General features: G+C 38.6%; 10 protein-coding genes. 1 reads left to right on the top strand and 9 read right to left on the bottom strand.

The features are described from left to right. Positions 1-29: 29 nt before the first annotated feature. A complete protein-coding gene (locus HVS_RS01880) occupies positions 30-611 on the bottom strand; it encodes a hypothetical protein (RefSeq protein WP_101298762.1) in 582 nt (193 codons plus the stop codon). Between the two features lie 511 nt (positions 612-1,122). On the opposite strand from HVS_RS01880, the gene HVS_RS01875 reads away from it, so the two are divergent. Then, entirely contained in the window at positions 1,123-2,412 is a 1,290-nt protein-coding gene (locus HVS_RS01875; protein WP_101298761.1) for an IS110-like element ISCth8 family transposase, read from the top strand. Between the two features lie 142 nt (positions 2,413-2,554). Here the strand turns inward: HVS_RS01875 and HVS_RS01870 are convergent, their stop codons facing one another. The 8 genes from HVS_RS01870 to HVS_RS01840 all read right to left on the bottom strand — a co-directional run bounded on the left by HVS_RS01870 (position 2,555) and on the right by HVS_RS01840 (position 14,627). Beyond that, a complete protein-coding gene (locus HVS_RS01870) occupies positions 2,555-2,839 on the bottom strand; it encodes a hypothetical protein (protein ID WP_101298760.1) in 285 nt (94 codons plus the stop codon). Between the two features lie 114 nt (positions 2,840-2,953). After that, the gene (locus tag HVS_RS01865; RefSeq protein ID WP_101298759.1) at positions 2,954-3,781 is read right to left on the bottom strand and encodes a bifunctional DNA primase/polymerase; all 828 of its coding nucleotides are present in this window, start codon (positions 3,779-3,781) and stop codon (positions 2,954-2,956) included. Positions 3,782-3,902: 121 nt separating this feature from the next. Then, positions 3,903-4,040, bottom strand: a complete 138-nt coding sequence (locus HVS_RS16650) for a TFIIB-type zinc ribbon-containing protein (protein ID WP_169926531.1) — start codon at positions 4,038-4,040, stop codon at positions 3,903-3,905. Beyond that, positions 4,033-4,422, bottom strand: a complete 390-nt coding sequence (locus HVS_RS01860) for a hypothetical protein (RefSeq protein ID WP_101298758.1) — start codon at positions 4,420-4,422, stop codon at positions 4,033-4,035. The genes HVS_RS16650 and HVS_RS01860 overlap by 8 nt, the downstream gene beginning before the upstream one ends. 151 nt (positions 4,423-4,573) lie before the next feature. After that, positions 4,574-4,885 carry a hypothetical protein gene (locus tag HVS_RS01855; RefSeq protein WP_101298757.1) on the bottom strand — a complete coding sequence of 104 codons (312 nt, stop codon included), beginning with the start codon at positions 4,883-4,885 and terminating at the stop codon, positions 4,574-4,576. Between the two features lie 19 nt (positions 4,886-4,904). Further along, positions 4,905-5,405, bottom strand: coding sequence for a polymorphic toxin-type HINT domain-containing protein (locus tag HVS_RS16865; protein WP_278278683.1), 501 nt, complete (start codon positions 5,403-5,405; stop codon positions 4,905-4,907). 124 nt (positions 5,406-5,529) lie between these two features. After that, complete coding sequence (locus tag HVS_RS01845; RefSeq protein WP_101298756.1) at positions 5,530-5,931, bottom strand: DUF6258 family protein; 402 nt, start codon at positions 5,929-5,931, stop codon at positions 5,530-5,532. A 14-nt stretch (positions 5,932-5,945) separates the two neighbouring features. After that, the gene (locus HVS_RS01840; RefSeq protein ID WP_101298755.1) at positions 5,946-14,627 is read right to left on the bottom strand and encodes an S-layer homology domain-containing protein; all 8,682 of its coding nucleotides are present in this window, start codon (positions 14,625-14,627) and stop codon (positions 5,946-5,948) included. Between the last annotated feature and the right edge of the window lie 333 nt (positions 14,628-14,960).

Below are 14,960 nucleotides of genomic sequence, written 5' to 3'. Positions count from 1 at the left end.
CCTTAATAAATTATTTTGTTACATTTTAATTACTGAGGTGTAATGTTAAAAACCAATAACCATGTCATTTCGACATACACACCTCTACCATGGTTATTGGCGTCTAAGCGAGATGATAATAGCCAAAAATATGCCGATGATAATCCTGGTGGAATTGCTGGAACAGCACCAAAGTACGCTGCCACTAATGTAATGCCAGAACCTACAGAAGCACAACTATTAAAGTCAGCAGACATTCTTTGTGTTTCACAATCACAGGCATACCTACTATATCCCCACCAATGATATGATACACTTGTATTCATACCACCGCCACAACTCCACCAATGACCAGACCTAAGTGCTAAAGTATTATTACTTTCTATCTCCAAACTTTCGTTTGCTGTTAGTTCTCCAGTTTTAATTAAGGAGTTAATATGCTTTAAGTAATCTTCCTGCCCGTTTAACAAAGAGTTATTAACGCCATCAGCTTTTGCTTGTTTTTTATCAATTTCAAAGAATCCTTTTTTGTTAACAGATATGTATTTTTCTAATGTAAGGATGTCGTCTTTAGTAAAAGTTAATGTACCAATATCACTATATGCATTGTCAGAAATTTCAAAAGCAAACAAATTTAACGATAGTTAAACAACTAAAGCTACACTTAAAATCATACTTATTATTTTCTTCATAATTAATATACTCCTTGTACAATTAACATTGTTATTTCATCAGTGACTTTTGCCACTGTTCGACCCTGTTAACATAATGTCATATTTGTTGCTTTTCTAAACATCAAGCACTTCTATGTGCCATCCCCTAGGGGATGGCGGCGGCTTTCAAATCCTGCCGCCTGCGGTTCCCCATCTATGACCGCTTGCTAGCTTTCGTCTGGCCTGAACCTTGTCAATCATGTATAATATTTTCCGGACTTGGAGAGTGTTTGTAATCACTCCTAGGACGGACCTTATTGGGCCGACTACCCGTAAGAAAGAGTATTTATCCATTCCGGTAAGTCTAAATGATTTGGCTGGTTGAGGCCAGCATTTCAGCTGGCTCCTCGTGTCACACGCAAGGTTGTTTACTTACATGAGAAGGAATGGAGTCTTTTAAGTCCATTAATCTTATAAAGGAGGCATTTTTATGAATTTTAGACCCATCGCCGGAATCGATGTCGGCAAGTTCTTCAGTGAGATGGCAATTCTTTCTCCATCCAATGAAGTAATTGCCCGCATGAAGATCCGCCATGATTCCAGTACTGACGTTGAAAGAGCCGTTGAATTACTGAAAAAAACGGAAAAGGACTTTGATTCTAGGCCTTTCGTCGTCATGGAATCCACTGGGCACTATCACAAAATCCTTTTCCATTCACTTTATAAAGCTGGATTTGAGGTTTCTGTCATAAACCCCATCCAAACTGATTCTATCAAAAATATTGGAATAAGGAAAGTGAAAAATGATAAAGTGGATGCCCGGAAAATTGCTCTGCTATACAGATTTCAGGAGCTTAAAACTACCAATATCCCCGACGAGGATATTGAATGTCTGCGAAGCCTTTGCCGCCAGTACTACAAGCTCTCTGACGAACTTACTGCTTACAAAAACAGGCTTATGGGTATTGTTGACCAACTCATGCTAAACTTCAAGGATGTATTCCCTAATATCTTTTCAAAGGCTGCTCTTGCAGTATTGGAGAAATATCCTGCACCTGTGCATATTCTTAAAGCGAACAGAAACAAGTTGATTGCACTGATAAAGAAGAATTCCCGCAGAAGCCTTAAATGGGCAACTGCAAAGTATGAGCTTTTGAATTCCAAGGCCAAAGAATTTGCACCTTTAAGCATTAGTAACTCTTCAAATGTTGCCATGCTTGGTGTGTATATCTCTATGATTAAAACCTTGGAAGAAAACCTTGAGAAAGTCCTCAAAGCCATTCGTTCATTGATTATTGAAGATATGGCAAAGGACATGCCCATGCTGGCACTGACTCTCGAGCTTCTACAAAGCATTCCAGGTATAGGACTTATCTCTGCTGTTACCATTCTGGCTGAAATTGGCGACTTTTCAGCCTTTTCAAAGCCAGGCAAGCTAGTTGCTTATTTCGGTATTGACCCCTCTGTAATGCAGTCCGGAGAGTTTACCGGCACACAAAACAAGATGTCAAAAAGGGGGTCAAGACTGCTTCGCAGAGTACTTTTCACAATTGCTCTTGCTAATATCCGCACCAAGCGGGACAAAACAGCTTACAACCCTGTACTGATGGAATATTACAAAAACAAATGCCAGAGCAAGCCCAAGAAAGTAGCTTTGGGGGCTGTTATGCGTAAGCTTGTTAATTATATTTTTGCTGTTCTTAGGGATAGAAAGCCTTACGAATTACGTTCTCCCCAAGAGCACGCGCAAATGCTTGCAGCGAAGCACACAGCAGCTTAGTAGTACTTGTACTCGATGTTTAGTTTTCAAAGATCAATTTACTATTTCAGGCCAGCTATTTTATGTCTACTAATCTTAGGTGGTCTTGTCGTTGTGCCTTTTTTCGCTGTCAGGAGTTTTAGAAAATTCTTAAAATTTTTTCTTAAAAACTCTTGACTTTAATTAGCTGGTCTTTCTTTAGTTCCCAAAGCGTTAAAATTACAAATGTTGCTCTAAATGCTGCCTGATCATATTCTCCGTTCTTAATTGAATCGTATACACCTTTTATGCCGCTTCCAAGCCCAAAGGCTATAAATACCGGTCTTAGCCTGTTTATCATTGCCAATGGACCTAATAAGAAGCCAGTTATTCCTCCGCTTAATATTCCGTTTACAATATCCTCTATAGTGCCTCCACCCAGCCAAGCATCAATACCTCCAAAAATCATACCTCTTACCAGGCCTTTTAAAGCATTTCTCAGTATGGTAATTCCAATACACTTCCAATTAACTGAACTTATGATGCCCTGTATGGTCTGGGTAGTCGCAAGCTCCTGAAATTGTCAGTGGTAATGCTTCTTCCCCGTAAGATTTGGCTGGTATCGACTGACACTGTGCGCTATCTTTCTAACTTCCGCTTCATCAAGCGGAGGATTGCACCTTGCGTTGTTTTCTGCAAGCAATGCTGCATAGATGCTCTCTTCTGTCATTTCTCTTCCCCTCATGGTTCCGGCAAGGCTCGTCAGGGTACTGTTGCGGTTTCCTTCCTTAATCTCGGCAATAATACTGCTACCTTCAAAGGGTGTAAGCAATACTTCCACCCTTTCCATAAGCTTCAACAACCATGCTAGAGCTTCTACCGGGGTTCTGTCAAAGGGAGAATGATCTTTTATCCATTCATACCGATTATCGCTTACATGAATGCTTGGAGCTACGACAATCAGACTACCTGTTGAGCGGGTATCAAGTCCCGGTGCAAACTTGGTCTTATTGGGAATACTCCGGCCTTGAGGGTATTTAAAAACATAGTACCGACCTCCACCTCCGGTAACAGCAGTAACCGTATCCGGAAGTTTTCCATGTGTTGCTTCAAGTGCAGATATGGTTTCATCACCGCCGTCATCCACATCAAGCACCAGCCAGTCGGATTTCTCACCTGTAGGAATGCCTATATTGGCATTGGGGGTTTTCGTCCACCATTTCCTTATTTGCTCAATATCAGAAGTAGAATTCTTGTACCAGCTGCTATATAACGGATGCTTTCCCTTGCTGTCACATTGTTGTCCCTTCTTGCAGGAGCAGGAGCCATCTTCACAAATCCAGTGCAATGGTATGACCGGGATATAGGCTTCTGCATATTTTAATACTGCGTCCATCATTGTCTTTTTCAAATTCTCACCTCCTGTCATGCTGAAAAATAAAGCCTGACAAATAGTTTTTAAGACTATCTGCCAGGCTCTATAGGTGAGTCATTCGCTCCCTTTGTGGCTCTGTGCCAGATTTATTCACTTTTTACCCCGCCTTTTTCTCCAGCTTTACTTCAAAAACCTTCCTGCATACCGGGCATTTGATTTCAACATCAGCGTAATCAGCATCAAATACCCTGTAATTGCAATTAGGGCAGCGGACAATGTACTTTTTCTTACTCATTCGCCTTCACCTCCGGCTTCTTTAGCTTCATGAGTCTTGCCATCTTCATCATCAGAGGCTCTAATATCTCTCCAACCATGTAATGAACCATTGGTGAGTAATTCTCCTTTGTTTCGTCAAAAAACTTGGAAAGAAGGTCGTAGAGATTCTTTATGTCCTCTTCTGTGGCATCAGCAGTGTTGATTTCAATGAAAATCTTGGTACCGTCACGCTTGGCGATATGGTCGCTCACATACTTCTCCAGAGCGTATCTTGCTATGCTTGATGTGGTAACACTTGCCTCCGGCATTTGTGCTTGAAGCTCACCAATAATCGCATCCAATTCATCCGACTGCCTTTGTGTAAGCCTTACCCGTAACATACTATCCTTTTCTGTAGACATTATTGCACCTCCTGTATTTCTCGCTGGTTCTATTGTATCACAATGTATTACATATTGTCAAGCATTGATAAGAAAAAAGGCCACACCAGTCGAAACTGTGTGACCTCTCTTAAGAGTATTAAGAGTAGAATTTATTAATTAGCCAATACAATTATTCTTCTAATTGCCCGTAATTATTGTTTATTTCAGTCAATTTTATAAATAATGCTGATGGCGTTTCCATATTCCATCCCCATACCTTAAAAGCATAAGCGAAAGAATTCAAATATCTTTCTGACTGTATCGGCAGATTATTCTCTTCAATTCTTTTTAATAATTCTTTTAATTCAGGCAAAATGACACTTTCGAGTTGTTCTAGAGTACTCTCCCCATTAATACCATTCTTTCTTTTGGTGATCTCTACATTACACATCTCAATGCAATTTTTAATATCAGCTTGTAAACTACTAATTGGATATTTCATTTAATTTCCTCCCTATTATCTATTTTGGAATTACAACTGTTGGATTAGGAACATATATTTGATACCCACCTCCAGGCTGTCCAAAATTAGGTGCTACCGTACCCTCAAGTATTGTTGTACCTTTCGGTATAATATAAGTATCAACATATTGATATGTGTTTCCAGCTGGTAATGCTAAGTCTGCTGCTGGATTTGAAGTTAAGTTTGGAGTATACCAATAGCTCTTTCCACTTGATGTTCCTCCATGATAGCGATATACTGTTAAATCTTTTGTTAAGGTTGTTGCTTTAGCATCAGATGTAAATGCATTTTTTACGTTTTGTTGGAAATTGGGGTTTACATTTGCTTTTATAAAATCATCAACAGTACTACGCGTTCCCTTATTACCAACTCCTGTGTTACCATTCCCATCATAATTCTTCGCATTATGTACCAAAACTCCCTGTTCTGTCACATAATAAGTATGCCAATCCTCTACTTCAAAATTATATACCTTTACCGGTTTGTCGAAAACTTCTATCTCAACTTTTCCTATTGTTTTCAGCTCACCTGTAACAACACTAAATGCTGCATAGTCATATTATCAAACAAAAGAAAGGCGGTCATCATAAAGACAACCGCCTTGTTATGCCAGCAAAATAAACTTAATCCTGTATTCTTACATCTGGCTTTGTAGGATCTAAGAGATAAACCCCTTCTCCAATTATCCGTATTGTTAAATCATGTGTTAATGCACTGGCATCAACATAACTTGTTTCGATGACAAATTCATAAACACCATCATGCTCATTAGCGTATACATCATATATTTGGTCATTAGGTAATAGTCCTGATTCATCCAAAAACACTTTTTTTATATCGGTAAATACGAGAATACCATTTTCAATGTCCTCATCTGTATAATAATTCCACTCCCCAGATTTGTCTCTAATACGGGATACTTGATTAATATGTAATTCAACTTTATTATTGGCACTATCAAGTAATAATTTAGTGCAATACCTATCTCCAAAATATAATGTTTTTAAAAAATCAATTGCATTCATTCGTATTCTCCTTTTTAATAAACTTTCCAATGAGCATCTGGACTATTCCAAGGTACTATATTACCATTTACATCAATTGAAGGGCCTTGGCCACTCATTCCTGGGCCAGTACCTTGAAGATGACCATGACCATGTGGCGTAGATGAACTTCGTGGATGCCCATTAGGATTATATCTTTGATAATTAGAACCGTTAGGATATAAAGTATGGGTATCTACACCACCTCTTCCTGCTGGAACAGTACTTCCTCCCTTAGGTTCAATCATAACATTTCCTTTATTATCCGCAATAAATCTTCCTACCTCATGACCAGTATTTTTATCAACAGTAGGTCCTGGTTTTCTACCTCTATTTACTTTCTTATTTGTAGATCCGCTATTCCCATCATAATTCTTCGCATTATGTACCAAAACTCCCTGTTCTGTCACATAATAAGTATGCCAATCCTCTACTTCAAAATTATATACCTTTACCGGTCTGTCGAAAACCTCTATTTCAACTTTTTCTACAGTTTTCAACTCACCTGTATAAAGCCTTAATACATCTCCTGTTTTTAATTCACCGGCCTCTATCCAGCCCTTGCCTTCAACCCAGAACGGATGCGTATCAGTAGTGTTTATTTCCTCACCATCAACATATACATGAATAAGCTTGTGTACTTCCCTCACAAACACTTTAGCAACTTTCTTTAAGCCTTTTTCGCCTGTCTCAACATTCTCTGAATATACAAAATCTTCTTCCTGTATATCCTTTATCTGCTTATAGCCATCTTCCGTCAGCACTAGAGTTTCCTCTGTAAAGCAAGCCCGCTTATCCCATACTCCTTTCTTTAGTTCCCAAAGCGTTAAAATTACAAATGTTGCTCTAAATGCTGCCTGATCATATTCTCCGTTCTTAATTGAATCGTATACACCTTTTATGCCGCTTCCAAGCCCGAAGGCTATAAATACCGGCCTTAGCCTGTTTATCATTGCCAATGGACCTAATAAGAAGCCAGTTATTCCTCCGCTTAATATTCCGTTTACAATATCCTCTATAGTGCCTCCACCCAGCCAAGCATCAATACCTCCAAAAATCATACCTCTTACCAGGCCTTTTAAAGCATTTCTCAGTATGGTAGTTCCAATACACTTCCAATTAACTGAGCTTATGATGCCCTGTATGGTCTGGGTAGTCGCAAGCTCCTGAATGGAAAAATATCCGGACGGATCAATTTTGTTTACCGGGTCTGCATTTGCATATAAGTATTTGTGCAGACTTAACGGTTCAAACATAAACCCGCCAAATGGATCCGCCGTTATGAATCTTCCTACCGAAGGATCCATATATCTTGCTCTCAGGTAATAAAATCCTATATTTGCATCATACTGTTCTCCGGTAAACAAAAATTCGTTTACAGTGTTTCCTGTACTTGATATTATGTTCCCAAAAGCATCATATGTATAGGTATCGGTTATACTCTGTGTTTCATCAGTTAAAAGTCTGGTACTGCCAAGTCCGTCATAATGGTAATAACTTTTCACTCCGTTTCTTGACTGTAGAATAACCCCAATATCGCTGTGCACATATGCCGCAATTAAATTACCGTCAGCATCCCTTTCTTCCAATACCCTGGCATACAATGTGTTTAAATCCACAACATAATTTATAACATTTACTTCATCTATAACTTTTTGTACCCTGTTTCCAAATACATCATAGGTGTATTCAACCCTGTTTATTCCTTGTATAGTTGTTGTTTTAGAAAGAATAAGCCTGTTTTCATAATCGTATTCATAAATTGTGGTTTCATCCGGACCGGTTTTACTTATAAGGTTACCGTTGTCATCATATGAGTACTTAATTTCTCCTTCTGTCAACAATCTGTCATTTTTGTCATACTTGTATTTGGTTATAACTCCATCGTCATTCTTTTCAAGCCTGTTGCCTACTACATCATAAGTATAGCTTATAACCCTTGTTTTACCATCAGACTGAGTAATTGTCTCCTTAACAAGCCTGTATAATTTGTCATATTCATAATCAACGGTCCTGCCTGTATTTTCAACTACTTTTATCCTGTTACCTGAAGGTCCCAGTGTATAAGTATAGGAAGACAGTACAGTACCGTCGTCTTTTATGTTCTCAAGCTTAATTAATCTGTTCAGGTCATCATAGGTGTATTTTGCAGTGGTTCCGTTAGGCTTTATTTCTTTTATAAGGTTTCCTACTTCATCATATTCATATTTTGTTATGCCTCCCCACTGGTCTTCAACAGTGGATAACCTGCCTATTTCATCATATGTATATTTAATAGTACCGGCTTTGCTGGTAATGGTCTCTACATTACCTTGTTTATCATATGTGTAAAACACCTTTGTACCATCAGGATCTGTCTTTGATTTAAGCCTGTTTGCTTCATCGTACTCAAAAACAGTTGTTCCTCTTTTGTCTGTGACGGTACTTAAATATCCGTCTTTTGTATAAGTATAAGTTTCTTTAGAACCATCCGGCAAAATCTTTGCCGTTAACTGCCCAACCACATCATACTCATATTTTATTTCATTTCCGTTAAAGTCAGTCTTTGAAATTAAATTGCCTTCCGCATCATATACAAAACTTTCTGACATTCCTAAAGGAAGAGTCCTTTTTATCATCCTTCCCAAATTGTCATACTCAAAAGTTGTTACATTACCGTTTGCATCTTTAATTGATATAAGGTTTCCAATTTCATCATAACCATATACGGTTTTGTTTCCTAAAGCATCTGTTATTCTAATAAGATTTCCAGATCCATCGTAATCAAAAAGTGTTATATTTCCTGCTTGATCCCTTTTTGATATTATATTTCCCTCTGCGTCATACTTAACTTCAATATAAGACCCATCAGGATATATAACCTTAGTCTGATGACCGTTCCCATCATATTCAAAGCTTGTGACATTACCCCTTGCATCAATCATTCTCTTAGGTCTTGGACTGTTTTCATATTCATATTTCGTTATGTTTCCAAGGGCGTCTTTCACTTCTATGTTTCTGCCAAGGGCATCGTATTTATATTCCGTTGAATAACCTCTTCCATCCGTTACTTTGACTACTCTGCCCAATGCATCATACTCAAAACTTACATATGCACCGTCAGGGTATATTTCCTGAATTACCCTTCCAAGCTTGTCATAACGGAATTCAATTCTTTTACCCTCAGGGCTTATAGCTGCTGTATTTCTTCCTTCCAAGTCGTATTCAAATCTTTCTTCTGTTCCGTCCGGATATTTAATCCTTATAATATTGCCAAACACATCATAATCATATTCCGTCCTTCTGCCAAGACGGTCAATCATTGCAGAAACTTTCCCGATTTCATTGTACTCTGCTTTAGATACATTACCGTTGCCGTCAATAGTCTGTATAATATTACCAAGACTATCATAAGTATTTATTGTAGTAACCGTAACCATTCCTTCTGAAGTTGTCCTGGTAGTGGTTGTGCTAAGGCACCTGCCATTGTCATCATATGTAAATGAAACAACATTTCCGTTTGGATATGTTACACTTACCGGATTACCGTTGTTGTCATAAGCAATTTGCACCACCCTGCCCAACCGGTCGGTTACGCTTGTTGCAAGTCCTTTAGAGTTGTAACCAAACTCAATTGAATGGCCAAGAGGATCTGTAACCTTTTTTAAATTTCTATTATCATCATAAGTATTAGTAATTATATTTCCTTCAAAATCTTTTATGGTAAGTACTTTACCTTCATTATTATAAGTACAGTCAATGGAATTACCCATGGAATCCTTCTTCTTTAGGAGGTTTCCCTTTTCATCGTAAACAAACTCAAAGGTGTTGCCTAATGCATCTGTTTCGGTAAGCTTGTTCCCGTTTTCGTCATAAGTAAAGGTAGTTTTATTCCCAAGGACATCGGTGATACTTGAAATATTTCCCTTTTCATCATATTCGTAGACGGTAATATTACCTAATCTGTCCCTTATAATTTCCTGCCTTTTGCTCATGTCCCTGGAATACTCTATTCTATTACCCTCGGCATCAATATGTGCAACAATCCTTCCCTCATCATCATATTCGTTACGGGCTACCCTTACACCACGTGGATCAATTATATCCACCAATCCATGATTTGAATTATATGTAAATCTTGTTACGTTTCCTCCCTGATTCGTAACTTTTACTAAATCCCCGTAATGATCATATTCATAGTTTATTGTATTACCCATGGGATCGGTTATTTTTGTTATCCTTCCCTGACTGTCTCTTGAAAAAGTTACACTTTTCCCTGATGAGTGTATAATACCGTCCTTGCTATAAGTAACCGTATTTCCATTGGTATCGGTTATACTCTCAACACCTTTTTCCTGGTCAATAATAAATACCATACCATCTTTTGTCGTTAATTTATAACGGTTTGGATTATAATATTCAAGGTCATAAGTATAAAAACCATCCTCTAAAACCAAAACCGTGTTATCTATTCCTATAGCTTCGAGTTTAGAGTACGTTCCCGGCTTTGGAGCAAAAGATACTTCCGTTTGCTGAATCTTCATAAAAGGCTGAGAAGATAGTGATAGAACCATTGTAAATTCATCTGTTTTACCATCAGGATAAGTAACCGTTATACTATGGGGATGTTTTTCATAAAGACTGTATGTTCTGGTAAATACAGTCCCACTTGACTGTTGTCCCCAATACTGTCCCGGTACAACATTTTCCTCAATACGTATATCCTGAATATCCATTGTCCATCCTATTCCAAAGTCACCCTTTGTCTTGTTGCGGCTGTCATAAGTACGTGAAATGGTTATAGGCAATCCCGCCATAGGAATAGTAAGGTCATCAAAGGTCAAGGAGAAATTCCCAACCTTCTGCTCTCCTTCAATCATATATGAAACGGTACAGGTTGATACAATCCCTCCTTCATCATATGCAGAAAGCTTTATGTCATATTGGCCGTTCCGCATCACAGTGGCATCCAGTCTGCCCAGCACTCCGTTTTTGACCGGAGTATCTCCCTCAGCAAATTTAATATACTGGCCTTTTCCTTTTTCCGAATATTCCAAAACATATTTTACAAGGTTTTCATCATATGCGGTACCAATAATATCCATTTGAGATGTTATCTTTGAGTCCTCAACCGGACTTTCAATAGCTACCTCCGGAGCTATATTGTCAGCCTTTCCCTTTACAAACAAATCTTTTTTTGCATATCCCTCATTGCCCTGGGTATCAATGGCAATGGCATTAACTTCAAACATGCCTGTCTTATCTGCCTTAATAATCCCTATTCCATTTTCATCTAAATCAACAGGCACTCCGTCATATTGTGCGCTTACAGACTCTACTTTCACATTGTCTGTGGCTGTAACACGTATTGTTACCTCACTGCCTTTGTCTACAACTGTTGAACTCATTTCCAAAATTACAACAGGCTTCTCATAATCAATATCAATAGTTGGTGTCGGTGTTAACTCCGGTGGCGTTGGTGGCGTTGGTTCCGGAGCTTTTACATTTACACCACCATTATTAAACGTAACAATCATTATATTTAAGTTGGCATCTACAAACTCTTCTTTAACTAACTCTATTGGACTAAATCCAATATTTTCAGTCTCATTTATTAATGCCTTTATATTTGCAAATTCTCCATCTATCTTTATAGTTCCTGACTCTGTATCATCTGAAAATACAAACCTTATAGTCCCCTCTTCGCTATTAATAGTTGAACCAAAACTTGCAGCAGAATGTTCAATTATATTTCCTGCAATAACCTCTTGTACTTCTAAAACATCAGGGTCAAAGGACAATATAAAATCACAGCTGTGTACACCACTTTTTGAAGCACCTTCAAAGGATACAGGAATTGTTATTTCTTCTTTTATCTCTCCTTCTACTGTCCCTATATTTACCTGTAAAGTGCTTGGTGTTGGTGTTGGTGTTAGTGTAGGTGTTGGGGTTGGGGTTGCTGTTGGTGTTGGTGTTGGCGTTGGTGTTGGTGTCGGCGTGGACGTTGGTGTCGGCGTCGGTGTTGGTGTTGGCGTCGGTGTTGACGTCGGTATTGGCGTCGGTGTTGATGTCGGTGTTGGCGTCGGTGTTGATGTCGGTGTTGGCGTCGGTGCCGGCATACCTGTCACAACAGCCTCAACAACTGACTGTGAAACCTTTCCTCCGTCCTTTGCCTTAAACTCAATAGAATACTTGCTCGGCTCACTAAACACAGCCTTTGCCATAAAGCTTTCGGCATTCGTTAAACTCACTTTGTCGGAATTTTCCCCAACAGCTCTCCAGTCAAAAGTCATTTTTCCGTCTGGAATACAGTCATCACTTACCTTGCTGATAAGCCATGCGGGTTTGCCCACTGTTCCCGACACTGGCAACACTTCTTCAATTATCGGTGCAGCATTTTTATACGCCGGAATCTTATAACCCTTCTCTGCGATAGTAATATCATACAATTCTGGACTGAAACCATCGCTCGAACATTTAAACTCAACCTCAAGCTTGACATACCTTCCGTCGGGTATGTCAAAATTGCTGTAATTTGACACGCTCACCGGGCTGCTATAGGTTTTTCCGTCCTTGCTGCTGGAAACCTTGACCTTGAGTGTTCCGTCATTATATATTTTACCGTTCCACCAAACGCATCCCCACTTCGTTGTGCTGCGTTTACTGTCGAATACCGCACTCCAGCTTCCTTCATCACAATATCTGCTTACCGGAAGCAAGACATCGTCGGTGTAAACCTCAATCAATTTATTATCTTTGTCCTGATATTCAAGCTTTGTATCCTTCATCAATAGAACCTTTGACGCATCAAGCAATCCGTTAAACTCAAAGGATATCGATATGTTCCTTTCTCCTCCGATGACGAGGTTGCCATAGCTCCATTGATATGTTTTGCTTCCATCACTGTTATCAATAACATTTGAAGGTGCAGGGCTGATTCCGTCCCCTACTATATAATCCTCTATCGTCGTTTCCAATACTAAATTCTTCCCCGCAGTATCAAAAATCTGTTTTCCCGCTTCAAACATCATTTCTTCCAGTTCTTCCATGGTCGGACTGAAAGAATATCCTGCCTCTGTGGCGTTTGAAATATTCTTCAATAAATCCTGATCCGCTCCGCTTCCAAGTCCTACACAATATATTTTTATGCCTTGCTCTTTTGCCGTTGCTGCTTGCCGCAATATTTCAGAAGAACTCCACCTATTGTCTCCACCGTCCGTGAGCAATAAAATTGCCTTCTGCCGCCCGGCATTACTTTTTTCTTCTAAAATCTCTATCGACTCGCTTATCGCTACACCAATAGCGGTGCCATCCCATGGAGACGCGGGTGTATTATCAATGCTTTGTTTTAAAGCTTCTTTATCATCGGTCAATCCCTGCTGTATCCATACACTTCCCGCAAACTCAACTACTGCCGCCCTGTCAAAGGATTGCATCAAGTCTATAACTTTTTTTGATGCTTCTTTTGCATAGTCCAACCGATTGGGCTTTTCCACCACATCATCAGTATTTCCCCACTCCATGCTTCCCGAGTCATCTATTGCTATTACCAGGTCTATAGGATCCCTTTCAATTACCAACGGATCCCCTAAACCCTTTAAACCTATATTCACTTCCACTGTATCGCCGGACGGCATCAACACTGATTTTGCCACACTCTGAACAACCTCTATGTATAAAGAATCCTGCTTTTCTCCATATACATTCTTCAATCCTGTGCCTTGATCAACCTTCCTGTCTCCAAGCACTAATTGATCCTTTATCCTCAAGCTCACATTATCCAACTGTCCTTCATTGAAATCCTCCGAACTTGTATACGTACGATGTACAGGTTCAGGTTTCTGTGTTGGATCTGTTTTTGGCTCCCTTGGCGAACCACCTGACGGTTTAGAAGTCGGTGTCGCTGTAGGCGTAGCCGTTGGACTTGGGCTAGGTGTATCTGGTGGTGCTACTGGTATCGTCTCTTCTGGCTCTGGAACTTCAATATATTTTGTCACCACATCAAGCATTTTTACTGCTTCTGCCCTTGTTATTAAATTAAATGGTTTAAAAGTTCCGTCAGGATAACCCCGAACTATTTCATGAGATGCAAGATTTTTTATGCTCTGATATGAGTACTCAGGAAATGTATCCTCATCTTTAAATTCAAATTCTTCTGCACCTTCAAAAAAATTCACTTCAAAAAGTTTTGATACAAGTACAGCTGCATCCTGCCTTTGCATATTTGCCATTGGTTTAAATGTTCCATCTTCATATCCTGCTATTAAACCTTCACTTGCTGCATAAGATACTGCATTATAAAACCAATCGTTTTTAATTACATCTGTAAAACTACTTCCTTCTATTTTTTTTTCTTCTTTAAATATGTTTACAACCATAGCTGTAAACTCTGCTCTGGTTACAAACCTGTCTGGTCTGAACAGACCGTCATCATAGCCTGCAACCCAGTTTTTTCTTAAGAATTTCTCTATGGTGTCCTGGCACCAGTGATTTTTTATATCGGGAAAACTTTGATTTTCCCCACTGATATTAGTATTGCTAACATTAGATGCGTTTTGTACATCCCCACTATAAAAATTTTCTCCATAAGTACCAATTCCATTTGATGAATTTAATCCTTCAGCGGCGTGAGCCAATCCTGTCATTATCATTGAAATAATAAGCAAATAAGAAATGATTTTTGTTATTTTAGTTCCCATTTTAAAAATTACCCCCCATTAAAATACATATTTTTTAAATAACATTATATAATGTAATAACTTATTATGGAAGTACATTTTTGTAAATTTAACCTAATCTCTTTTTATTTATTAATTCTTTTAAAAAAATAGTGAATAGCATAGTTATGTTTATTTGTAAATTCATTTCAATTTATAAATTCTTATTATCAGTTGTTTTTATATTATATTTAGTTATATTTATAAGTACTATAATAATTTTTCTTATTTTCTGCATTTGTGCACACCTGGTGTTTTATTATTAAACCTTACTTTAAAACGGATTTTTCAAGACTACTTACATCTGTTAGGTTT

This window comes from Acetivibrio saccincola (assembly GCF_002844395.1).
GTDB lineage: Bacteria > Bacillota > Clostridia > Acetivibrionales > Acetivibrionaceae > Herbivorax > Herbivorax saccincola.
Note: the sequence above shows the minus strand (reverse complement) of the source record. Positions and strands in the feature narration are given on the sequence as shown.